General features: G+C 52.8%; 20 protein-coding genes and 1 tRNA gene. 12 read left to right on the forward strand and 9 right to left on the reverse strand.

Features of this window, described 5'->3' with window-relative positions:
* Nucleotides 1-54: 54 nt before the first annotated feature.
* Nucleotides 55-1,698, forward strand: coding sequence for a multidrug ABC transporter permease/ATP-binding protein (locus KP80_RS18550; RefSeq protein ID WP_052285112.1), 1,644 nt, complete (start codon nucleotides 55-57; stop codon nucleotides 1,696-1,698).
* Nucleotides 1,699-1,825: 127 nt separating this feature from the next.
* Nucleotides 1,826-3,262, forward strand: a complete 1,437-nt coding sequence (gene mgtE, locus KP80_RS18555; protein WP_052285113.1) for a magnesium transporter — start codon at nucleotides 1,826-1,828, stop codon at nucleotides 3,260-3,262.
* Here mgtE and KP80_RS18560 read toward each other — a convergent pair.
* Nucleotides 3,225-4,454 (reverse strand): SulP family inorganic anion transporter, encoded by a 1,230-nt coding sequence (locus tag KP80_RS18560; RefSeq protein ID WP_052285114.1) that lies wholly within the window; start codon nucleotides 4,452-4,454, stop codon nucleotides 3,225-3,227. The two genes, mgtE and KP80_RS18560, sit on opposite strands and share 38 nt — an antisense overlap.
* A 273-nt stretch (nucleotides 4,455-4,727) precedes the next feature.
* Here KP80_RS18560 and mqo point away from each other — a divergent pair, with 273 nt between their 5' ends.
* Nucleotides 4,728-6,380 carry a malate dehydrogenase (quinone) gene (gene mqo, locus KP80_RS18565; protein ID WP_052285115.1) on the forward strand — a complete coding sequence of 551 codons (1,653 nt, stop codon included), beginning with the start codon at nucleotides 4,728-4,730 and terminating at the stop codon, nucleotides 6,378-6,380.
* Between the two features lie 78 nt (nucleotides 6,381-6,458).
* Here the strand turns inward: mqo and eco are convergent, their stop codons facing one another.
* Complete coding sequence (gene eco, locus KP80_RS18570; RefSeq protein ID WP_052285116.1) at nucleotides 6,459-6,950, reverse strand: serine protease inhibitor ecotin; 492 nt, start codon at nucleotides 6,948-6,950, stop codon at nucleotides 6,459-6,461.
* Between the two features lie 179 nt (nucleotides 6,951-7,129).
* Here eco and KP80_RS18575 point away from each other — a divergent pair, with 179 nt between their 5' ends.
* The 3 genes from KP80_RS18575 (at nucleotide 7,130) to KP80_RS18585 (ending at nucleotide 9,528) form a co-directional block, all read left to right on the forward strand.
* Nucleotides 7,130-7,651, forward strand: coding sequence for a phospholipase D family protein (locus tag KP80_RS18575; RefSeq protein WP_052285117.1), 522 nt, complete (start codon nucleotides 7,130-7,132; stop codon nucleotides 7,649-7,651).
* Nucleotides 7,652-8,045: 394 nt separating this feature from the next.
* A complete protein-coding gene (locus KP80_RS18580; protein ID WP_052285118.1) occupies nucleotides 8,046-8,603 on the forward strand; it encodes a hypothetical protein in 558 nt (185 codons plus the stop codon).
* 286 nt (nucleotides 8,604-8,889) lie between these two features.
* Nucleotides 8,890-9,528, forward strand: coding sequence for a CatB-related O-acetyltransferase (locus tag KP80_RS18585; protein ID WP_052285119.1), 639 nt, complete (start codon nucleotides 8,890-8,892; stop codon nucleotides 9,526-9,528).
* Nucleotides 9,529-9,746: 218 nt separating this feature from the next.
* Here the strand turns inward: KP80_RS18585 and KP80_RS18590 are convergent.
* The 3 genes from KP80_RS18590 to KP80_RS18600 all read right to left on the reverse strand — a co-directional run bounded on the left by KP80_RS18590 (nucleotide 9,747) and on the right by KP80_RS18600 (nucleotide 11,899).
* Nucleotides 9,747-9,823 (reverse strand) — tRNA-Pro (locus KP80_RS18590).
* 75 nt (nucleotides 9,824-9,898) lie between these two features.
* Nucleotides 9,899-11,653, reverse strand: coding sequence for an LPS biosynthesis-modulating metalloenzyme YejM (yejM, locus tag KP80_RS18595; protein ID WP_052285120.1), 1,755 nt, complete (start codon nucleotides 11,651-11,653; stop codon nucleotides 9,899-9,901).
* 18 nt (nucleotides 11,654-11,671) lie between these two features.
* Entirely contained in the window at nucleotides 11,672-11,899 is a 228-nt protein-coding gene (locus KP80_RS18600) for a YejL family protein (protein WP_052285121.1), read from the reverse strand.
* 183 nt (nucleotides 11,900-12,082) lie between these two features.
* Here KP80_RS18600 and yejK point away from each other — a divergent pair, with 183 nt between their 5' ends.
* Together yejK and KP80_RS18610 are read left to right on the forward strand one after the other, a co-directional pair.
* On the forward strand, nucleotides 12,083-13,090 hold the full coding sequence (gene yejK / locus KP80_RS18605; protein WP_052285122.1) for a nucleoid-associated protein YejK: 1,008 nt from the start codon (nucleotides 12,083-12,085) through the stop codon (nucleotides 13,088-13,090).
* Nucleotides 13,091-13,372: 282 nt separating this feature from the next.
* The gene (locus KP80_RS18610; protein WP_052285123.1) at nucleotides 13,373-15,334 is read left to right on the forward strand and encodes a glycosyl hydrolase family 28 protein; all 1,962 of its coding nucleotides are present in this window, start codon (nucleotides 13,373-13,375) and stop codon (nucleotides 15,332-15,334) included.
* Nucleotides 15,335-15,387: 53 nt separating this feature from the next.
* Here the strand turns inward: KP80_RS18610 and rplY are convergent, their stop codons facing one another.
* Both rplY and KP80_RS18620 read right to left on the reverse strand, forming a co-directional pair.
* A complete protein-coding gene (rplY, locus tag KP80_RS18615; RefSeq protein WP_052285124.1) occupies nucleotides 15,388-15,672 on the reverse strand; it encodes a 50S ribosomal protein L25 in 285 nt (94 codons plus the stop codon).
* A gap of 187 nt (nucleotides 15,673-15,859) precedes the next feature.
* The gene (locus KP80_RS18620) at nucleotides 15,860-16,819 is read right to left on the reverse strand and encodes a YbgA family protein (protein ID WP_052285125.1); all 960 of its coding nucleotides are present in this window, start codon (nucleotides 16,817-16,819) and stop codon (nucleotides 15,860-15,862) included.
* A 114-nt stretch (nucleotides 16,820-16,933) separates the two neighbouring features.
* Between KP80_RS18620 and blc the strand changes: the two genes are divergently transcribed.
* Nucleotides 16,934-17,467 carry an outer membrane lipoprotein Blc gene (blc, locus tag KP80_RS18625; protein WP_052285126.1) on the forward strand — a complete coding sequence of 178 codons (534 nt, stop codon included), beginning with the start codon at nucleotides 16,934-16,936 and terminating at the stop codon, nucleotides 17,465-17,467.
* Here the strand turns inward: blc and KP80_RS18630 are convergent.
* The gene (locus KP80_RS18630) at nucleotides 17,464-19,221 is read right to left on the reverse strand and encodes a DEAD/DEAH box helicase (protein WP_052285127.1); all 1,758 of its coding nucleotides are present in this window, start codon (nucleotides 19,219-19,221) and stop codon (nucleotides 17,464-17,466) included. The genes blc and KP80_RS18630 overlap by 4 nt on opposite strands.
* Before the next feature lie 153 nt (nucleotides 19,222-19,374).
* Here KP80_RS18630 and rsuA point away from each other — a divergent pair, with 153 nt between their 5' ends.
* From rsuA to KP80_RS18645, 3 genes are all read left to right on the forward strand, one after another.
* Entirely contained in the window at nucleotides 19,375-20,082 is a 708-nt protein-coding gene (gene rsuA / locus KP80_RS18635) for a 16S rRNA pseudouridine(516) synthase RsuA (RefSeq protein ID WP_052285128.1), read from the forward strand.
* Nucleotides 20,083-20,101: 19 nt separating this feature from the next.
* Nucleotides 20,102-21,298 (forward strand): Bcr/CflA family multidrug efflux MFS transporter, encoded by a 1,197-nt coding sequence (locus KP80_RS18640; protein WP_052285129.1) that lies wholly within the window; start codon nucleotides 20,102-20,104, stop codon nucleotides 21,296-21,298.
* Nucleotides 21,299-21,612: 314 nt separating this feature from the next.
* Nucleotides 21,613-21,954: a YejG family protein gene (locus KP80_RS18645; RefSeq protein WP_052285130.1), complete on the forward strand. Its 342-nt coding sequence runs from the start codon at nucleotides 21,613-21,615 to the stop codon at nucleotides 21,952-21,954.
* A 3-nt stretch (nucleotides 21,955-21,957) separates the two neighbouring features.
* On the opposite strand, the gene yejF is transcribed toward KP80_RS18645, so the two are convergent.
* Nucleotides 21,958-23,547 carry a microcin C ABC transporter ATP-binding protein YejF gene (gene yejF / locus KP80_RS18650; protein WP_052285131.1) on the reverse strand — a complete coding sequence of 530 codons (1,590 nt, stop codon included), beginning with the start codon at nucleotides 23,545-23,547 and terminating at the stop codon, nucleotides 21,958-21,960.

The following is a 23,547-nucleotide window of genomic DNA, read 5'->3' on the forward strand; positions in this document are numbered from 1 at the left end:
GTAACCACTCAGCAGTTTACACTGCTGGCTGTTTTTCTTGCCCTGGTTGCTGCTATGGAACTTCTGTTACTCGTCTGGCGTCAATATCGCTGGCCTTTTATTGGCGTTATGGCTCTGAGCCTGCTCAGCGCGGCGTTAGGTATTGGACTTATCGCCTTTATCAACGTTCGCTTGATTGAAACCGTTGATACCACGTTTGCTGTGCTGCCGGAATTTCTCGGTCTGCTGCTGCTCTTAATGGCGGTGACCCTCGGCTCTCAGCTGGCGCTGACCACGCTGGGGCACCATTTTGTCTATCGCCTGCGCCGCGAATTTATCAAACGCATTCTCGATACCCAGGTTGAACGGGTGGAAAAGCTCGGCAGCGCGTCACTGCTGGCGGGGCTGACCAGCGATATCCGGGCGATCACCATCGCTTTTGTCCGTCTGCCGGAGTTGGTGCAGGGGATTATTTTGACCTTCGGCTCTGCCGCCTATCTGGCGGTTCTGTCGACCAAAATGCTGCTGATCACCGCGCTGTGGATGGCGTTGACCATCTGGGGCGGTTTTCTGCTGGTGGCGCGTGTGTATAGACATATGGCGACATTGCGTGAAACCGAAGACCGTTTATACAACGATTACCAGACGGTGCTCGAAGGGCGTAAGGAGCTGACGCTCAACCGTGAACGCGCGGAATACGTTTTTGAGCAGCAGTTCACGCCGGACGCCAAAGCCTATCGCCACCATATTGTTCGCGCGGATACTTTCCACCTGAGCGCAGTTAACTGGTCCAATATTATGATGCTGGGGGCCATTGGCCTGGTGTTTTGGATGGCGAATGGCCTGGGGTGGGCGGATACCAACGTCGCGGCAACGTATTCACTGACCCTGCTGTTCCTACGCACGCCACTGCTGTCGGCAGTGGGGGCGCTGCCAACGCTGCTGAGCGCCCAGGTGGCATTCAATAAGCTGAATAAATTCTCGCTGGCGCCGTACCAGGAAGCCTTCCCGAAGCCCGTGGCGCATTCGAACTGGCAGACGCTTGAGCTACGCGACGTGTGCTTCCACTATGAAGACAACACGTTTGCCGTCGGCCCGCTGAACCTAACGCTTAAGCGTGGTGAGCTGGTGTTCCTGATCGGCGGTAACGGGAGCGGAAAATCTACGCTGGCGATGCTGCTGACCGGGCTGTATCAGCCGGTTTCCGGGCAAATTCTCCTCGACGGTCAGCCTTTGGCGGCGGAGAAACCGGAAGACTATCGTAAGTTGTTCTCGGCGGTGTTTACCGATGTCTGGCTTTTTGAGCATTTGCTGGGGCCGGATGGTCAGCAGGCAAATCCTCAACTGGTCGATAAATGGCTGACGCAGTTGCAAATGACCCATAAGGTCAAACTCGATAACGGCCGCATTTTGGACCTGAAATTATCCAAGGGGCAAAAAAAGCGCGTGGCGCTGCTGCTGGCGCTGTCGGAAGAGCGGGATATCATCATGCTGGATGAATGGGCGGCCGATCAGGACCCACACTTCCGCCGTGAATTTTATCAGGTGCTGTTGCCACTGATGCAGCAAATGGGCAAAACCATCTTCGCCATCAGCCATGATGACCACTACTTCGTCCATGCCGATCGCCTTCTGGAGATGCGTAATGGCCAGCTCAGTGAGCTGGTGGGTGAAGAGCGTGAACGTGCGTCACGAGACGCCGTGGCGCGAACGGCCTGATTTTTTGGCCACTTTGGCGTTTTTTTCAACGCTTGAGCGGCCCGTTTAGCCTTTTTTACATACCCCGCGCTATGCTTAGAGCGCCCATTCATTCGATTGGGCGTTTCTCCTCGAATAAGGATTATTCATGTCTCTGTTGAAGAAGAACAGCGCCCGGTTACGCGACGAAGAGCGTATGCGCCTTATCTGGTTGCTCACCACCGATAAGGCCATCACGTCCGCGCTACTGGGAAAACTGACGCTCGCCGAGCAGTATGATGAAAGCACGCTGGTCGATGACCTGGCGGAAGTTGGCATGCTGGTGGCGCACCTTCAGCCAGCGGATCTCGCCGATACCCTGGAAGCATTGCCATCAGAAGAACGTCACGCGCTGTGGAACATGATCGAAGACGATCGCCGCGGGAAAGTGTTGCTGGAAGCATCGGAGAACGTCTGGGACGACCTCATCGAAGACATGAGCGACCGGGCGTTGCTCGATGCACTGCAAACGCTGGATATTGATGAACAGATCTACCTCGTTCAGCACCTGCCGCGTGATTTAACCGGCCGCCTGTTGGCGTCGATGACGCCGGAAGAGCGGGCGCGCGTTCGTCAGGTGATGAACTATGCACACGAGCAGGTCGGTTCGATCATGGAGTTCGAGGTGATCACCATCCGGCCGGACGTGACGCTGGCGTCGGTGCAGCGGTTTTTGCGTCGGCTGGGCAAAATGCCGGAGAACACCGATAAGCTGTTCGTCATCAAGCGCGACCAAACGCTGATTGGTGAACTGGAGCTGAAAACGATTTTGCTGAATTCCGCCGATCGGCTCGTGTACGAGGTGATGGAGGCGGATCCGGTGGCTTTCCATCCGGAAGAGAAATCGGAAAGCGTTGCGCGTACCTTTGAACGTGACAACCTAATCAGCGCCGCGGTGATTGATAGCGATGGCAAACTGATGGGGCGTTTGACCATCGATGAGATCGTTGATGTGGTTTATGAAGAGACCGACAGCGATTTACGTCGAATGGGGGGCTTGAGCAGCGATGAGGATGTGTATGCGCCGGTGATGAAAGCGGTGAAAACCCGCTGGGCGTGGCTGGCCATTAACCTCTGTACTGCCTTTATCGCCTCGCGGGTGATTGACGGTTTTGAGCACACCATTTCCCAGCTGGTGGCGCTGGCCTCGCTGATGCCTATCGTGGCGGGTATTGGCGGTAACACCGGTAACCAGACAATCACCATGATTGTGCGCGCGCTGGCGCTGCAGCACATTCAACCGGGTAATTTCTCGTTCCTAATCCTGCGTGAAATGGGCGTGGCGCTGATTAACGGCATCGTGTGGGGCGGGATTATGGGCGGCATCACGTGGCTGCTGTATGACGATATGCAGCTGGGCGCGGTGATGTCGCTGGCCATGATCTTAAACCTGTTGGTGGCTTCGGTGATGGGCGTGCTGATCCCGATGATCATGGTGAAATTTGGTCGTGACCCGGCAGTCGGTTCAAGCGTGATGATCACCGCGATCACCGACACCGGGGGCTTCTTTATTTTTCTGGGGCTGGCGACGGTGTTTCTGCTTTAAGCTTTGCCCGCGCTTTCAGCCGCGCGGGAACCAGCACCATCATTATAATCCCGGCCAGTACGCCAATGGCCAGGTTGCCGGTGCTGACCGTTGCGGCAACGGTTACCAACATCACCAGCGTTTCCGGCCACGGCGTGCGTTTGAGCGTCGCGGGCTGGAGGCTCTGCCAGCTAAAGGTTTTAAACGCCACAATCACCATTATTCCCGCCAGTACCGACATTGGGATCATCGCCATCACTTCGCTTAATGCCGTCACCAATAATAGCAGGACCAGTGCGGCCGCAACGGTAGAGACGCGGCTGCGCCCTTTACCCATCTCAACGTTAACGATGGTTTGACCGATCATCGCGCAGCCGGCAATCCCGCCGTAGCAGCCCGCCAGAATATTGGCGATGCCCAGACCCGCGCTTTCACGGGTTTTATTGGATGGGGTATGGGTCAAATCATCCACCAGTTTGGCGGTGAGCAGTGATTCCATCAGCCCGACAAAGGCGATACTTAACGCACATGGCCAGATAATTTGCAGGGTATCGAGATTAAACGGCACCAGCCACTGAGTAAGACCGGGTAGCCCGCCAGCCATAGAGCCTTCATCACCAACTGTAGGCAGAATCTGCCCGCTGGTTGCGGTATACAGCGTTAATAAAACCACGGCTACCAGCGGTGAAGGGATGCTTTTCATGACTTTTGGCAGCCACAGAACAATCAAAATGGTGGCGGCAAAGAGCGCGACGATAAGCGGGCTTCGGCTCCAGAAGTGGGGCACCTGGGCGAAAAAGATAAGAATACCCAGCGCGTTAACAAAACCGCTCATCACTGAAGCGGGGATAAACCGCATCAGTTTTGCCATGCCGAAAAGGGCAAAGAGAATCTGAATGACGCCCGCCATGAGAACCGCTGGCAAAATATAGGCGACACCATGCTGGTGTACCATTGGGCCGATAACTAGCGCTACCGAACCGGCAGCGGCGGTGACCATAGCTGGGCGACCGCCAAGAAATGACATCGACAGGCATAATACCACCGAGGCGATCAGACTGACCTTTGGGTCAACGCCGGCAATGACTGAAAACGAAATAACTTCCGGAATCAGCGCGAGTGCGGTAATGACACCGGCCAGCACTTCACGGGTTAACAGTGTGGGAGAGCGCAAAATCGTCAAAAAAGAACCAGAAGGGGAGTTGTTTGGCATAGCGTGTTCGCAGGTTATCGATGGCCGGTTTTCCATAAGCCACAGCTTCCGTGCGTACCATCACAAAGGGGAGAATAATACCGCTTCCCGTCACACTCTACCAGTACCAAATCTCATTTTTTGTACACATTTATTAAACATTTTAATAACAGATCTCAAAACTCAACTTAAATTTTAAACAATATTTAAATTCAACGCGCCTGGTGGTAACGTAACTGTACGGATGTTTTTACCTGCATGTAACAAATCGCAAGTCAAGTAAGGCCCCCTACGATGAAAAAAAACAAAGCTGTACCCAACGCACAGAAATCGGGTACCGAGAAGGTTTCTGTGGCGACTAAGGCGAAGACTCGTGAGGTGCACGAGACGGATGTATTGCTGATCGGTGGCGGAATTATGAGCGCCACGCTGGGTACATGGCTGCAGGAGCTTGAGCCAGACTGGTCGATTACCATGGTTGAGCAGATGGAGAGCGTGGCGGAAGAGAGCTCCAACGGCTGGAACAACGCTGGCACCGGCCACTCGGCGCTAATGGAGCTCAACTATACCCCGCAAAAAGCTGACGGCTCTGTTAGCATTGAAAAAGCCATTGATATTAACGAAGCCTTCCAGATTTCCCGTCAATTCTGGGCGCACCAGGTGACACGCGGCGTGCTGACGCAGCCGAAAAGCTTTATCAACACCGTGCCACACATGAGCTTTGTGTGGGGCGATGACAACGTGAACTTCCTGCGCGCTCGTTATCGCGCGCTGCAAAAGAGCCCGCTGTTTAACGGCATGCGCTACTCTGAAGACCACGAACAGATCAAACAGTGGGCGCCGCTGGTGATGGAAGGGCGCGACCCGCAGCAGAAAATTGCCGCTACGCGGACAGAAGCGGGTACTGACGTTAACTACGGTGAGATTACTCGCCAGATGATTAACGCGTTGAAAAAACACGAACGCTTCACGCTGCAGCTCAATACCGTGGTCCGCCGCTTCCACCGCAATGCGGACAACAGCTGGAATGTCACGGTTTCGGATGCCAACAACAGCCATGCAAAACGGACCATCAAAGCCAAATTTATCTTCATCGGTGCTGGCGGCGCGGCGCTGAAATTGATGCAGCAGACCAAAATCCCGCAGGCGAAAGAGTACGCCGGTTTCCCAGTGGGTGGCCAGTTCCTGGTTTGCGACAACCCTGAGGTGGTAAACCATCACCTGGCGAAGGTCTACGGACAGGCTTCTGTCGGTGCGCCTCCAATGTCGGTGCCGCACATCGATACCCGTATTATTGACGGGAAGCGAGTGGTGCTGTTTGGGCCGTTTGCGACCTTCTCAACCCGTTTCCTGAAAAATGGTTCGCTGTGGGATTTGCTGGCCTCTACTAACAAATCCAATATTTTGCCAATGCTCAACGTCGGGCTGGATAACTTTGATCTGGTTAAATATCTGGTCGGCCAGGTATTGCAGAAAGACAAAGATCGCCATGCGGCGCTGCGTGCCTACTATCCAATGGCGAAAAAACAGGATTGGCGCCTGTGGCAGGCCGGTCAACGCGTGCAGATTATCAAACGCGATGCGCGCATTGGCGGCGTCCTGCGTTTGGGTACTGAGGTGGTGAGCGATGATGAAGGCACCGTTGCGGCACTGCTGGGTGCTTCTCCGGGCGCGTCAACGGCAGCCCCGATCATGCTGGATCTGCTGGAGAAAGTGTTTAAAGACAAAATGCAGACCGCTGAATGGCAGGAAAAAATCCGTGCGGTAGTACCAACATATGGTTCGACGCTGACTGAGAATCCGCATTTGATAGACAAAACGCTGGCATATACCAGTGAGGTGCTGGGGCTGCGTCATGAGGTTGCCCGTGAGGCCGATCCGGTACCTGCAGTACAAACGCCAGTAAAACCGCTAGAAGTGAAAGAAGTTGCGGATATTGCACTGTAAATGTCGCGCACAAAAAAACCGGCCAACGGCCGGTTTTTTTGTATCTACAACCCGGAAAAGCTCCCCGAGTTTTAGGGATTAACGCACAACGGCGTCCTGCACGGTTTCCTGTGCTTCCCACACGCGATACTTCACTTCTACGTTATCTGGGGTATAGACCACGATTGGCAGCTTGCTGTTATAGCGCAGCATGCCTTCATCTCCCAGGGAAGCGGTAACAAACTGTTTGGTTTTTTTCTGGTCATGACAAGCCATCATGGTCGACATTGGACCGCTGACTTTCTCAACCACGTAGTAGTCATAACCCCAACCTTCGAGCGTTTTACTTTCCAGTTTGGCACCCAGACGATGGTGGTTACAGTCGACTTCCAGATTCTGCCCTACCAATAACTCCACCTTGTAGGCAGACTCATCTTTCTGTTCTGGCAACTGAATAACCTGACGTTTCATGCCTTTCTGCGCTTGCGGATAAGGGGCGACCTTTTCCAGCGGCTGCTCTGCTGCCCAAGCGGTGCTGGAAGCGAAAGCAATGGCGAGTAATGAAGCGGCAAGTTTATGTGTGTTTTTCACTGTTCATCCTTTTTATCAGTATGCAACAAGAGGAGAATATCATTCCTGTCATCAATGGTAATCGTATTTTACTGAATTTTGCATTAGGAATAGTTCTATATATTGAGTTAATGAATGATTGTAGCGATTATCACTTTTATTAACTGGTTGAGGGGCTCGGACATTCTGTTCGGTGAATTATGATCAAGCAATTACTCATTATAGCCGCAATGTGCGGCTCTATCTCCGTTGCGCATGCTTCGGTGCAGGTCGGTTTTTCGCCGGAAGGCTCAGCCCGCGCATTAGTGCTGGAGTCAATCAACCACGCGAAACAGTCGATTGATATGATGGCCTACTCATTCCAGGCCAAGGATATTGTCGAGGCATTAGTGCGTGCAGAGATACGTGGTGTCAACGTGAGAGCGGTGATAGACAAGCGGCGCAATAGAGGCGCGGTCAGCCAGAAAGCTATTACGCTAGCGCGAGTCAATGGCATACAAATACGACTCGACGATCATTACCACCTTCAACACGATAAAGTGATGATTATTGATGGTAAGACGATTGAAACCGGGTCGTTTAACTTTGCGAAATCGGCTGAAGTGGCAAATTCGGAGAATGTGCTGGTCATCCGCGATGAACCGGCGGTGATTAGTCAGTATCAGGCGCATTTTGCAAGTCGTTGGCAGATAGCTCAGTTTTGCGATTGCTTATCCAGATAACGATCACTCGTGAAATGCTGACCCATTTCGTCAACGTCCACAGGGGGGAGATCTTTTATTAGCATATCCTCTCGCCGGTTTCCATTTCAACGAGCATCAGCTTGCATTCTATACGACCATCATTTTTTATATCACTTGATTGAATTTTATTTGCCACGCGTTACGCGTAACAAGCAAACAATCGATAAACAAATAATTAAAAATAATATCAATACCAATCATATTAGTAATGAAAAACATCGTCAGTGGTATTACCTGTTCTTGAATATTGCATATATTTTATTATTTCTATTGTAATTCCATGAGTGTAGGCATAAATTCTTGCCCCCGTTGTTGGTTATTTTATTATTTTTATATTTATACAATAATTTAACTCATGGTGATGGCGTTTCATATGAAACTTTCAATTATTTCTTTAATTGTATTTTCTGTTATTTCAGCTTCGGCATTAGCCAAAACTGGAAACAAAGCTCTGGATAACGCTAATAGGGCGTTATCCATTGCTCAACATAATTATAACGATGCTGAGAAAGGGATGAAAAGCGCGCAATACAATTATGGAAATGGTAACACAGCGGGTACTCCAGAAGCTCAGGCAATGGCAGAGGCCTCTCACAATCTACGCGTAGCATCTAACAACCAGTATGACGCGCAGATGGCTTATGAGAGCGCTTTGGCAAAAGCTCAACAGCAACAACCGATCGCAAATTTAGATCCCGTAACTCATCCTACTTTGGGTCCTCAAGTTAATATCCCGAGTAAAGTTATTACACAACATCCGCCATTTGCTGGTGAATCATGGGGTAACGCACATGGAGCCAACAACGGTGATCATGGTCGTAGTGGGACTGGAAATGGTTCTAATAATGCTGCTAATAGCCATAGCGCTCATGGATTAGGTGGTGGGGATCATATTGGTGGCGGTCGCAGCGGTGGTGGTTATCATTATTAGTTGATAATGATTTTAAATCCGAGGAGACTTTTTAAGTCTCCTTTTTAATTTTGATGTCATTTGAGATGAGTAAATTTATATGACGAGATTTTTAATTGTTGGTATCACTTCTGTTAAGTTAATAAAAATAGATAACGCTAAGCTTGCTAAGCATTATCTAAAAGTGATGTTGGTTGAGGATTTATTTGTCTATTAACGATGCTAACTACTTGATAGAAAAGTGAAGGATGATCTACTCTCTACGTCTATAACCATTAATGCCAATGAATCAAAATGGTGCAAAGAGATGAATGATAAACACTGGACAGAAGTTGAGTATTTGCACCAAACGGTGACCAACCCCAACATTATTATAAAAGGAACTCGCAGCTACTACAGTGACTGTTGGGATAATGGTTTTGAGCGCTCAGTCGTCCGGTATTTGCACGGTAGTCCAGCGAGCCAAACGTGGCCGCCATTAGGGCCCGTGGATCAATTGTTTATCGGTAATTTTGTCTGCATTGCTGCTGAGGTTGTTATCCTGATGGGGGGGAATCATACCCATCGGATGGATTGGATTAGTCTTTACCCCTTTGCTGAATCAATAGAAGAATGTTACCAGGAACGCGGTAACACTGTGCTGAAAGACGGGTGCTGGATTGGTATGCGTGCCATGATAATGCCGGGCGTGACAATAGGCGAAGGTGCTGTTATTGCAGCAGGCGCGGTTGTCACTAAAGATATCCCACCCTATGCGGTGTATGGCGGCAATCCAGCGAAATTTATTAAGTATCGTTTTGCTGAATCAGACATCAAACGAATAGAAGCACTCAATCTCTATGCGCTGAGTGAAGATGAAATCCTCTCATTACAGCCGTTACTCTCCAGTCAGGATATTGCGGAACTCGAACTGGCGGTAGAACAGCTCAGGCAGAGCCAAAGATAAGCACCTGCGATTGGCACATCAACAAACCGCTCGGAAGGCCGTTATGTCGAAGGATGGTTAGATTATGGTCTCTCACCTTGACCTTTACTATTCCATATCCATAACAAAGCATTGCGCGGCGCTTCGTCAATTGAGCGAGCTATGATAAGGCGCAGCCACTTTTACACGGAACCCGGACATAAAAAAACCAACCTGGGTAGGCTGGTTCTTTTTACTGTTGGTCGGCACGGAGAGATTCGAACTCTCGACCCTCGCCACCCCATGACGATGCGCTACCAGGCTGCGCTACGTGCCGATGCATGAATAAAATAGTACCGCTTTTATTGCTGATTGCAAGAGGGCAACCGTCGACTGATTCACAATTAATCAATCAGTTAGCGATAAAGCGTTTTTCTTCTGTCAGCACCTGCAGCAGTAAACTCAACTGCGCTTTTGGTTCGTGTTCCTTCTCACCCGATGCGGTCCACGTTTTGTAGTGGCCGTTGTGGTCGAGAACGACGGTAATGGTTGGTGTCGTAATGGCCAGCGTACTGTTATCCGCTGCGGTGACCCAGTCGTGACGACGAGTCGCACTAAACAGATCCTGACCCTGCGAGTACTCGTTTGCTGGCGTGCTGACGTGGAGCAGACGCTGCATCAGCGTGGTCATAATGTCTTTATGATCGGTCAGCGTATCGATACGCTGTGCTGGCGTCCCAGGCCAATGAATCACCAGTGGAACCTGCAGCCGCGCACGCGACCAGTCGAAATGACTGTTTTGGCTGTTCAGCGCAACGCCGTGGCCTGCAGTAATCACCACCACCGTATCGTTCAGTTTGCCTGATTCACGCAGCGCATCCAGCACGCGGCCAATCTGCACATCCACCGCTGCGGCCGCAGTGCTGTACTGGCGATCGCTAAGCTCGGTATTGTCGACGGTCGTGCCGTTAAATGAAACCCAGGAGAACCAGCGGTTTTCATCCTGCGCGTTATTATCCAACCAATTAATCCACTGGCTGGCGGTCTGGGTATCGTTTTGCGATTTGCTCGGCGGTAATGAGAAATCGGACAGCAGCGCCTGGCGATAAATCGGGCTGGTAAATCCATCAGAGGAGAACAGCCCCAGCTGATAGCCCTGTTGATTGAGTGCGCTAATGAGTGCCGCGGGTATACGTGCTGCGAGCACGCCATCCATATAGCCAGGGGATATGCCGTAGAACAGGCCAAAGATGCCGTTGTCCGCGGAGTTACCTGCGCTCATATGCTGGGTGAAATTGACGTTGTCTTTGGCAAAGTTTGCCAGTGACGGCATCTGCTGTTCGTAGCGTGAGTAGTTCAGACCATCGACGGTAATCAGCAGCACATTCTTCCCGGCACCGAGATCGCGATAGCGCAGATCGCTAAGCGGATACTGGACGGTAACGGCTTCAGGATCGCCTTGTTCAATCAGGCGACGCTGATACTCCTGCGCATCAAGCAGGCCATGTTTTTCCAGGAAGCGGCGCGCCGTCATCGGATAGGAAAGCGGCAGGTTAGCGCGCTGCATGGTCACTGGACGATAGAAATTGGCATCCGCCCAGATGTACATGACGTGCGAGGCGACGAAGGAGGCGAAAAAGAACCAGGCGACAGGCCGCGCGTAGTGGCGACGTCGCGTCAGGCTGCGCAGCTTTTGCCAACTCCAGGTGGCAAAGAGCATCTCCACGAGCAAAATCACCGGCACGCTGATAAACATCAACTGCCAGTCGCGCGCCGTTTCATTTTGGTCAGGGTTTATCACCAGTTCCCACACCACCGGATTGAGGTGCAGGTGGAAACGGGTAAAGACCTCGCTGTCGATTAACAGCAGCGTCATGCCGGCCGTCGCGAAAATCGCAGACAGGAAGCGCATCAGGCGCTGGGACATGACGACAAAGGTCAGTGGGAACAGGATCAGCAGATAGGCGGAGAACACCAGAAAGCTGAAATGCCCGACAAGGCTGATGTAGGAATATACCCGTCCAGCCAGCGTCGTCGGCCAGTCGGCGACAAAAAGATAGCGACTACCGAGCACCATGGCCAACAGCATGTTGAACAGGGCGAACCAGTGCCCCCAGCTAACCATCTGGGAGACTTTTTCTCGATAAGGCTGACGATGTGTCACCATAAACTGTTGCTTGTACCCTTAGTGCGCAGGATCGCTGTTAATAGAAGACTGCAGCGCCTGGGCGAAAGAACGCGCGATAGCCTGGCGTTGAGCCGGCGCTACGCTGCTGTTAATCAGATTGGTCACCATATTACCCAGCACCATCAACGACAGATCGGTCGGGGTCTTATGTTCTTCCAGTACGTTGGCGAGCTCGCTCAGCAGCTTTTCGACGTGTTCATCACTATAGCGGGATTGTTGTGGCATAAATCGAAATCGGTCCGTTCATTAAAGGGCAGTATATTACCGTAGCAGCAGCATTTTTTCCGCTTTTTTTCAGCGTAACGCGTTATCCTTTCGCCATTATGCTGCCACGACTGCGGTAATGTGCGAGTTGCACTGTTGCATCGGGGGTGGTTGAATACACCCGATCTTAAAGGAGAGTTTAACATGAGTCTGGATATCGACCAGATTGCTTTGCATCAGCTCGTCAAACGCGACGAGCAAAACCTGGACGTTGTGCTGCGGGATTCACTGCTGGAGCCCACCGCGCCGGTTGAAGAAATGATGGCTGAGCTGCATCGGGTGTATAGCGCAAAAAACAAGGCGTATGGCCTGTTTACCGAAGAGAGTGAATTGGCGCAGGCGCTGAAGTTGCAGCGTCAGGGCGAAGAAGATTTCCTCGCGTTCAGCCGTGCGGCCACCGGACGTCTGCGCGATGAACTGGCGAAATACCCGTTTGCTGACGGTGGTATCGTTCTGTTTTGCCACTATCGCTATCTGGCCGTTGAGTATCTGCTGGTCGCGGTACTGAACAACCTGAATAGCATGCGTGTGAACGAACAGTTGGATATCAGCGCGACTCACTATCTGGACATCAACCATGCGGATATCGTGGCGCGTATTGATCTGACCGAATGGGAAACCAATCCAGAGTCCACCCGTTATCTGACTTTCCTGAAAGGGCGCGTTGGACGCAAAGTGGCGGATTTCTTCATGGATTTCCTCGGTGCCAGCGAAGGGTTGAATGCCAAGGTACAAAACCGTGGTCTTCTGCAGGCGGTTGACGATTTCGCCGCCGAAGCGCAACTTGATAAAAACGAACGCCAGAACGTGCGCCAGCAGGTTTACACCTACTGCAACGAGCAGCTGCAGGCCGGGGAAGAAATTGAGCTGGAGTCGCTGTCGAAAGAACTTTCCGGCGTGAGTGAAGTGAGTTTCAGCGAGTTTACCGCTGATAAAGGCTACGAGCTGGAAGAGAGCTTCCCGGCCGATCGCAGTACGCTGCGCCAGCTGACGAAATTCGCCGGTAGCGGCGGCGGGTTGACGATTAACTTCGATGCCATGCTGCTGGGTGAGCGAATCTATTGGGATCCGGCCACCGATACCTTAACCATCAAAGGTACGCCGCCAAACCTGCGCGACCAGCTGCAGCGCCGGACTTCCGGTAAAAGCTAAGCACCTATCTTCTAAGCCCGCGCCATCATGTGCGGGCTTTGTCTATCCGTATTATTGCCTGTTTTGGGTGACCGCCTTCTCACTTCTGATATTGACTGTTTTCTCTACGGGTCAAATATTGACCTGACTCTCAGTTATTCCTTAAGCAAATAAATAAAAATACATTTTATTTTAAATGAATCATTATTTTGATTTATGAAAAGGGAAGCCTCAGTTTTGGGCGAGGCTTAGGGACGCGGTTGTTTGCAGGCTGCCGCGGATAACGCAGAGGAAAAATAGGATATGCACAGTACTTTCAGGCCTTCCCGATGGGTGTTGGCAATGGCCGTGATGCTTACCGCTGCCGTCGGCTGTGATGATAGCGCTGCCGCTCAGCGAAAAGCCTCGGCCGCACCGCAAAACCTCCAGTCGCCCGTGCTGTCTGCCGATGAGGATAGCGCGGTTCTGGTATGGGAAAAACCGCTGGTGGAGGCCGATAAAGTGGTGGATTACCATATCTACCGTGGTGAGAAATTACTCGGCAGCGCGCGGGACAATCAGGACAGCTTTTCTCCCGCCAAGCCCTATATCGACAATTTCTATCAGACGCTGGATAGCGATAGCTGGCAGCAAAGAGTCGATTTGCGCACCTTTACCGTCGACGGACTGAAAGCCGATAGCGAATATCAATTTACCGTCCGGGCGGTCTATTCGGATGGCAGCGAGTCCATTGATAGCGCACCGGTAACGCTGCATACCACCAAAGCGCCCCACGTGGTGGATGTGAAAACCGCGGGTGCCGTGGGTGATGGCAAAACACTTGATACCGAGGCGCTGCAGCAGGCGATTGATAGCTGTACGGTTGCTCGCTATCCGCAGGGTTGCAAGGTCAGCGTGCAGGGCGGGGTATTTAAAACAGGTGCACTGTTTCTGCATAGCGATATGACGCTGGAGATCGCGGAAGGGGCGACGCTGCTCGGATCTGACGATCCCGCCCAGTATCCGCTGATTAAAGGTTATTATCTCTATCCTTATACCGATAACCCGCTGCCGAAGCGGCCACCGTCGCTTATCAACGTCCTGGAAGCCGATGACAACGGCAATTCGCACGCCGGAACGTTCCGCAATATTCGCATCGTCGGTAAAGGTACTATCGATGGCAATGGCTGGACGCGTGGCGTGAAGCCAGGGGGAAGCGAGTCGATTGTCGATGAGCTTGGTAACTCACTGCCACAATACCGCGCCAGCAACGCCAAAAAGGTTGGCGATGACGGTATTCTGGCAAAAAATCAGACCGAAGGGGCCGTTGCGGAAGGCATGGACCGCGACAGCGCTTATAAAAATCGCCGTTCCAGCCTGATGACGCTGCGCGGTGTGAGCAATCTCTATATTGAGGGGCTGACAATCCTCAACCCGGCATTCCACGGCATAATGGTGTTGGAGTCGGAAAACATTGCCTTGAACGCGTTGGTGCATAAAACCTTTGATGGTAACAATGCCGACGGTATTGAGCTAGGTAACAGTCAGAATAGCCTGATATTCAATAACTTCTTTGACACTGGCGATGACGGTATGAACTTTGCCGCAGGCTATGGCAAAGGCGTGGAAACTTTTGCCCAAAAAGCGCAAAGCGGTGCGTGGATCTTCAATAACTATTTCCGCAAAGGGCACGGTGCGGTGGTGACCGGCAGCCATACCGGTGCATGGATTGAAAAGATTATCGCTGAAGATAACGTGATGTACCTGACCGACATCGGTCTGCGCATGAAAAGTCGCCCTTACTACGGCGGCGGCGCACGTGACGTGGTATTCCGCAATAATGCGATGAAAGACCTGGCCAAAGAGCCGTTTATCTTCACCATTAAATACAGTGCTGACGTTAACGACACCACGCCAGCGGCTGAACCGGCGCAGTTCCGTGATGTCACTGTGCAGAATGTGACCGTAGACGGCACGGCAGCGAAGAAAAGTATTTTAGTGGATGGGATGACGGTGAAAGAGATGATGACGGCGTACGGAATCACCTATCCGCGTGATGCCTACCATCAAAACCTGGTGTTCAGTAACGTGACGTTCCGCAACGTACAGGCGAGCAAAATCACCTTTTTGCACGATAGCCAGTTTACGCATGTCATGTATGTGAATACGGATAACGCGTGGAATTTTGCGCAGGTCAGCGGGATTACGCTGTTTGATAGTGCTAATAATGAGAAAATCTCGGCGGCAGGGAAGGAAGTCGTGGTGCGACAGGCGGCAATGAAGTAAAAAAAAACGGCTCCGAAAGGAGCCGTTCTTCTGTCACGTTGACTGGTTTGCGATTAAGCGCGAACGAAGTCGATGTGAGCCAGCTTTGGCTTGAACGGGTGACGCTGTACAGCCTGAGCTTTAACTTTTTCTTCTTTACCATCAACAACGATGGTCAGAACTTCGCTGTAGAATTCAGCGTTGTTCTGGAGGTTCCACAGCTTGTCGTGATCCAGTTCGATAGCAACTGGAGCTGCTTCGCCACCATAAATGATAGCTGGGAACTTGTTAGCTGCGCGCAGGCGGCGGCTCGCACCCTTACCCTGCTCTTTACGTACTTCTGCATTGATAGTAAACATTGATAGCTCTCTATATAAATCCTGCTACAGGCGACCCAGCAGCAGGCAATTGATCTGCTTCACGGATGTGAAAGCGGGCGGCATTATAGCCTCCAATTCCTTATCGGGCAATGAAAACATCGAATTGCCGGGCAGGGGAAACCGCCCAGCAAGTGCTGTGGTAGCGGTGTGGTGTGAGAAAAGCAGATCAATTCGCCGTTAAGCGTAGACGCAAACTGTCGGGATAAGGCGCGAAATACTTTTGCGTCAACAGGTAATCGTCAGGATGCTCGGCCAGATAATGCTGTAACAGCGTCAGCGGAGCGAGAATCGGCAGGCGTCCCGCATGGTAGTTCACAATCACATCGCGGAGCTCGGCGCGCTGGCGCACATTAAGCTGCTCGCGAAAATAGCCCTGAATGTGCATCAGTACGTTGGTGTGGTTTTTCCGCGAAGCGGGCTGCTGCAAAATGGCCATCAGCTTTTCCCGATAGGCGACAAAAAAGGCCTCCAAATCATCCCATTCATGAATGCGGGCAATAAAGGGACCTATTTTGCGATATCCCGGTTGGCTGTGCGCCAACAGATGCAGCTTATAGCGACTGTGAAAGGCCAGTAGCGCCCCGCGGCTCAGGCCGTCCTGACGCAGCGCATTGAGTTCATGTAGCGCAAAAACGCGCGCCACAAAGTTCTCGCGCAGAATGGGGTCGTGAAGCCTTCCGTCTTCTTCAATCGGTAACCACGGGTAGCGCTGGCGCAGCGCCGCGGTAAATAAACCAACGCCCTCTTTAGCTCCTCGATTCCCTTGTTCATCATACAGCCGCACGCGCTCCATACCGCAGCTCGGGGATTTGGCGCAGACCACGAAGCCGGCAAAATCGGCGGCGGCGGGGAGATAGCCGTCGGCGAAATGCTGCATCTGTTCAGTCACGTCTTTATCAAGCGACAGACTAAAGCGTAAGCGAGTCTCTCCGCCGGGCATATTCACGAGCCGCAGCGCCGGACGAGGCGTGGGTAGGCCTATCGCCATTTCCGGACAGACCGGTTTGAAGGTGACCCATTCGGCGAGTTCATCCATGATGAAGCTCATTCGCTTGTGGCCACCATCGAAGCGAACCGCCGCGCCGGTCAGGCAACCGCTAATTCCCAAAGTCGGTTTACTGTTCATTATTCCATCTCCTTAACCGTGCGTCATCTCTAAAGCATAGATTCTTCCGTTTCTGCCCGCGTCAGTTTTTTATCCTCTACACTTAACGAACTCATTGTTCGCAAAGGAGGTTGCATGAAACTTTGGCCCATTTTAACCGGTGTCGCGGTCTCACTCGCACTGGTGGCATGCCGTTCGCCGACGCCGCCAGGCGGCGTTACGCCGATAAGCCATTTTGATGCCAGCCGCTATCTGGGCAAGTGGTATGAAATTGCGCGCCTGGATAATCGCTTCGAACGTGGACTGGAACAGGTGACTGCCACCTACGGCAAGCGGCTGGATGGCGGTATTTCGGTACTTAATCGAGGTTTCGACCCACAAAAAGGGGTCTGGAAAGAGAGTGAAGGCAAGGCCTATTTCACCGGTGAATCCACCACCGCAGCGCTCAAAGTCTCCTTCTTCGGGCCGTTTTATGGCGGTTACAACGTGATTGCGCTGGACGATGACTATCAGTACGCGCTGGTGAGCGGGCCGAATCGCGACTATTTGTGGATCCTGTCGCGCACGCCAACGCTGCCACCACAGGTGCGGCAGAATTACCTGAATATCGCTCGTGGCCTCGGTTTTGCAACAGACAATCTGCTGTGGGTGAAACAGTCCGGCGGCTAGCGCAGCTCGCCGGCGCGGCGAAAGCGCCCCTGATAATCGAACACTTTTTCGCGCACCTGCCAGTATCTGTCTTTTTGCCGGGCGACGACAAAATCCGGGGCGCGCAGCAGCATCTGCTGGGCGATGATGTCCGCAGGCGTAATCCAGCGCAGAGGTACGCCCGGCGTGCGGGTGTGTGGGCGAAGGAATAGCTGCTCGAAGGCCATTCTCTGCGCGGGTGTATGCAGACGGAAGCGCTCACTGACGTCGGCACCATCTTCATCGTAATAGGTGATTTTCAACCAGCCGCCTTTATCGTCCATTCCGTCCTGCAACGTCATACCACTGCAGCGTAGCACCAGCGCATCTTTGAGTTTTAACGCCGCTTTTAGCATATCGTCGGGGTCTACCAGTACCGTGTCGCACTCGCGGCAGCGGCGGGCGGCAATATCATTCTCGGCGTTACACTGCGGGCAGTTTTTAAAACGAAAACGGTAGTCGCATTGCTCGCGATGGCCTTCGTCATCCTCCAGCCAGCCCTGACAGCGTCGGCCAAAGTGTTCAATGAGTGTGCCGTCGGCGGTGGTTTTGCCCCAGAACGTGTTGGCAAACCCGCAGCTGGGGCAAAAAACCTGCACCGGTACGTTATCGCTTTTACCTTTTGGCGAACCAACTTCCGGCGTGTAGAGATCGTGAGGGTTGCCAGCGTAGTCGAGAATTAAGCAGTCGGTTTTTCCCGGTGCCAGGCGCAGGCCACGGCCAACAATTTGTTGATACAAGCTGATGGACTCGGTCGGGCGCAGGATGGCAATCAAATCAACGTGCGGGGCATCAAAACCGGTGGTCAGGACGGAAACGTTCACCAGATAGCGGAACTGTTGCTGTTTGAACGCTTCAATCAGCTCATCGCGCTGCGGGCCGGGGGTTTCACCGGTTATCAGCGCCGCATCGTTGGCGGGCAACAGGCCGGTAATTTCACGGGCGTGCTCGACGGTGGCGGCAAAAATCATCACCCCTTTGCGGTCCTGGGCAAACTCAATAATCTGGCTGATGATATGCGGCGTAATCCGCTGCTGCTGTTTTAGCTCGCGGTTGAGGTCCGCTTCGCTAAACAGCCCGTTGCTGTTGGCCTGCAGGCGGCTAAAGTCGTACTGCACCACCGGCATATCCAGCCGCTCCGGGGGCGTGAGATAGCCGTGTTTGATCATATAGCGTAGCGGCAGTTCGTAAATACAATCGCGGAATAGCGCTTTTTCATCGCCGCGTACCATGCCGTGATAGTGGAACTGATATATCCACCCTTTACCCAAGCGGAACGGCGTGGCCGTGAGCCCCAATAGGCGAATGTGAGGATTCACTTTGCTGAGGTGAGTGAGGATTTGCTGATACTGGCTGTCATCGTCGTCGCTGATACGATGACACTCATCGACAATCAGCAGCGAAAACTCACCTTGAAAATGGTCCAGATTACGGGCAACCGACTGCACACTGCCAAACACCACTTTGCCGTGGCTCTCTTTGCGTTTCAGACCGGCGGCGTAGATATCGGCCTCAAGACCCAACGCGAGGTATTTGGCATGGTTTTGTGCAACCAGCTCTTTCACGTGCGCCAAAACCAGCACGCGGCCGCGCGCCAGTCGCGCCAGTTCGGCGATAACCAGGCTCTTGCCCGCGCCGGTGGGCAGGACGATGACCGCCGGCTGCGTATGGCGGCGAAAATAGGTGAGGGTCGCGTCGACCGCTTCTTGCTGATAGGGGCGTAGTGTAAATGTCATTAGCGTGATGATTGTCCTTAACTGCCAAATAGTATGCCATGAATCTTTTCACTTGAGTGGCATGACAAGCCCGTTATACTTACCGATTGTTACTACCCCTTTTTTCGGACGTTGAGTCCGACACCCGGCACTATTACAGGCTAAAAATACTTCATGCGACTTGATAAGTTTATCGCTCAGCAACTCGGCGTCAGCCGTGCTATTGCCGGGCGTCAGATCCGCGGCAATCACGTGACCATCGATGGCGAAGTGGTGCGCGATACGGCATTTAAACTGCTTCCTGAACACGAGATTGCTTACGAAGGCAACTCGCTGACCCAGCAAAATGGCCCGCGCTATTTTATGCTGAACAAACCTCAGGGCTATGTCTGCTCAACCGACGATCCGGATCATCCGACGGTGCTGTATTTCCTCGATGAGCCCGTGGCGTACAAGCTGCATGCTGCAGGGCGGTTAGATATTGACACCACTGGGCTGGTACTGATGACCGATGACGGTCAGTGGTCGCACCGTATCACCTCGCCGCGCCATCATTGCGAGAAAACCTATCTAGTGACGCTGGAGAATCCGGTTAGCGACGATACTGCGGAACAATTCACCAAAGGCGTTCAGCTGCATAATGAGAAAGAGCTGACCAAACCGGCGGTCATGGAAGTGATCACCCCGACGGAAGTGCGTCTAACCATTACCGAAGGGCGCTATCATCAGGTGAAACGCATGTTTGCTGCCGTGGGCAACCGCGTGATTGGCCTGCACCGCGAACGTATTGGTGCGATTGCGCTCGATCCTGACATGGAACCGGGTGAATACCGCCCGTTAACCGAAGAAGAAATTGCCAGCGTTGGCGCGCCAGAGCGCTAACAAACCACAGAGGTAGATTGTGACGTCCAGGCCGCGCTCGTCGTTAAGTATTGTCTTTATTCTTGGCCTTTTGGCCATGTTAATGCCGCTGTCGATCGATATGTACCTTCCGGCACTACCGGTCATTTCGGCGCAGTTCGGCGTGCCGGCAGGCAGTGCACAGATGACCCTCAGCACCTATATTCTTGGGTTTGCGGTGGGACAGCTGCTGTATGGCCCGATGGCGGATAGCCTTGGGCGTAAGCCGGTTATTCTCGGCGGTACGCTGATCTTCGCGGCCGCTGCAGCGGCCTGCGCGCTGGCGCCCACCATCGATCATCTGATTGTGACCCGTTTCTTCCACGGCCTGGCGGCTGCGGCAGCAAGCGTGGTGATCAATGCCTTGATGCGTGATATCTACCCGAAAGAAGAGTTCTCACGAATGATGTCATTCGTGATGCTGGTGACCACCATTGCACCGTTGGTTGCGCCTATCGTCGGTGGGGCGGTACTGGTGTGGTTTAGCTGGCACGCGATATTCTGGATCCTGGCGGTGGCGGCGCTGCTGGCGGCGGCCATGGTCTACTTCTTTATTGATGAGACTCTGGCCGTTGAGAAGCGCCAGCCGTTCCATCTGCGCACGACGCTGGGTAACTTTGCTTCGTTGTTCCGCCATAAACGCGTGCTCTCTTATATGCTCGCCAGCGGTTTTAGCTTTGCGGCCATGTTTTCGTTCTTAAGCGCAGGGCCGTTTGTTTACATCGAGTTGAACCACGTTTCGCCGCAGCACTTTGGCTATTACTTCGCGCTGAATATCGTCTTCCTGTTTATCATGACGACCATCAATAGCCGCTTTGTACGCCGGATGGGTGCGCTGTGGATGTTCCGCGCCGGGCTGACCATTCAGTTTTTAATGGCGGTGTGGATGGTGGTATGCGCACTGCTGGACGTCGGCTTCTGGTCTCTGGTGCTGGGGATTGCAGTATTTATCGGCTGCGTGTCGATGGTCTCCTCCAATGCGATGGCGGTCATCCTGGATGAGTTTCCGCATATGGCCGGGACCGCGTCGTCACTGGCGGGCACATTCCGCTTTGGTATCGGCGCGATTGTCGGTGCTCTGCTTTCCATGGCGACTTTTACCACCGCCTGGCCAATGTTGATTTCCATCGCGCTTTGCGCCACCGGCTCCATTCTCTTCTACCGCTACGCCAGCCGTCCTCGAAAAACCGCGCAGTAACCCTTCACTCCAGGGGCGAAATACGCCCCTTTTTTGATAAACATCAACAGAAATTGTATTTCTGATAGGGTGTAATGTTTCTTTTATGTAAAATCCACTTATGTAAAAAGTCACATTGTTGTAGATAAAAAGGTTGTGTTAGATCACAGAAACGGGTACATATAGCGCGAAAACGCATCAGTGCACCGAACTATGTCGTAGGAAGAATGTTGAATGCTGGCGTTTTTTTTCTGGATGCAGGACGATTTGTCAACAATGTGTTAATATGGATGTGAAATAATTGTGAAGCACTTTGCTTCCGGGGAAAGAACGTAATGACATTTCAGCTCTCAATTGTACATCGACTGCCGCAGGACTATCGCTGGTCTGCGGGTTTTGCAGGTTCGAAAGTTGAACCGATTCCGCAAAACGGTACGTCAAATGACAACACGCTGGTGGCGCTTAAATTATTAAGCCCGGACGGCGATAAAGCGTGGCCGGTCATGCACTCGCTAAGCCAGGCGTTAAGCGATATTTCTGTCGATAGCTCGGTCCTCGAGTGTGAAGGGGAGCCGTGCTTGTTTGTTAAACGCCAGGACGAATTTGCCGCAACCTGTCGGCTGAAAAATTTTGGCGTGGCGATTGCCGAGCCTTTTTCCGGCAATAATCCGTTTTAATCGTCAGCTCAATGCAATGAGCTGACGCGTATACTCCTGTTGCGGTGCGGCAAAAATGCGCCGACATTCACCTTGCTCGACGACCTCTCCCTGCCGTAGAACAATCACCTGATGGCACAGCGAACGAATCACCTGTAAGTCGTGGCTGATAAAGATATAGGCCAGCTGATGTTTTTCCTGTAATGCTTTGAGCAACGCCAGAATCTGCGCCTGTACCGTACGGTCAAGTGACGAAGTGGGTTCATCCAGAACAATCAGACGCGGTTTAAGAATGAGCGCACGGGCGATGGCAATACGCTGGCGCTGTCCGCCGGAGAAAGCCGCAGGGTAGCGCTGGCGGGTTTCGGGATCTAATCCCACTTCCTGCATGACCTGAATCACCTGCTGTTCACGTTCGCTTGCTGAGAGCGCGGGGTGGTGCACGCGTAACCCTTCTTCAATAATCTGTAATGCCGTCAGACGTGGATTCAACGATGAATTGGGATCCTGAAATACCACCTGAATCTGGTGGCGCAGCGGCAGCATCTGCTTGCGCGTGCGGCCCTGCAACATCTCGCCGTTAAAGCAAATTTCACCCTGTGAAGCAATAAGCCGCAAAAGTGCCAAACCGGTTGTGCTCTTACCGGAACCGGATTCGCCAACCAGCCCTAACGTTTCTCCCGCCCGTAGGGTAAAGCTCACTGCTTTGACGACCTGATTATCATCAACGACCCGTCGCAGAATGCCTTTGCGGATAGGAAAAGCCACGCTGAGTTGTGCCACCTCCAGCAGCGGCGTTGAACTTGGCGGTAGCGGAATAGGCTCACCTGCGGGTTCGCTGTCGAGCAGTTTACGGGTATAGGGGTGCTCGGGCAGAGCAAACAGCGCCGCCGCGGTATTGTGTTCCACGCAGCGGCCATGTTGCATGACTGCCACTCGATCGGCCAGTTTGCGCACTATGCTGAGATTGTGGGTGATAAACAGCATGCCCATGTTCAGCTCAACGCGCAGTTCGCGTAAAAGCTGCAGAATTTGTGCCTGTACCGATACATCCAGCGCGGTCGTGGGCTCATCGGCAATGAGCAGTTCCGGGCGCGTTAACAGCGCCATGGCGATCATCACGCGCTGGCGTTCACCGCCGGAAAGCTGATGGGGGAAGTCAGCCAGCCGTTTTGCCGCATTGCGGATCCCCACCCGGTCAAGGCAGTCGAGGATCTCTCCGCGCGCGGCCTCTTTACGCATTCCCCGGTGCAGCGATAAGACTTCGTAGAGCTGTTTTTCCAGATTATGCAGTGGGTTTAGCGACACCATCGGTTCTTGAAAAATCATTGCAATACGGTTTCCGCGCACGCCGCGTAGCGTCTGTTCATTGGCATGCAGAAGAGACTCGCCGTGAAAGCGGATGTCGCCTGTTGGATAACAAGCCGGCGGCTCCGGCAGCAGGCGGAGGATGGACAGCGCCGATACGCTCTTGCCGGAGCCGGATTCCCCAACCAGCGCCAGCGTTTCCCCCGCATTGACCGACAGTGACAGCGATTCAACCACCGTCGTGGTGACGCCCTGCTGACGGAAGGCAATGGAGAGGTTATCGATTTCCAGAAGTGGTGGCTGCAT

The sequence above is a fragment of the Kluyvera genomosp. 1 genome, assembly GCF_001266615.1.
GTDB lineage: Bacteria > Pseudomonadota > Gammaproteobacteria > Enterobacterales > Enterobacteriaceae > Kluyvera > Kluyvera cryocrescens_A.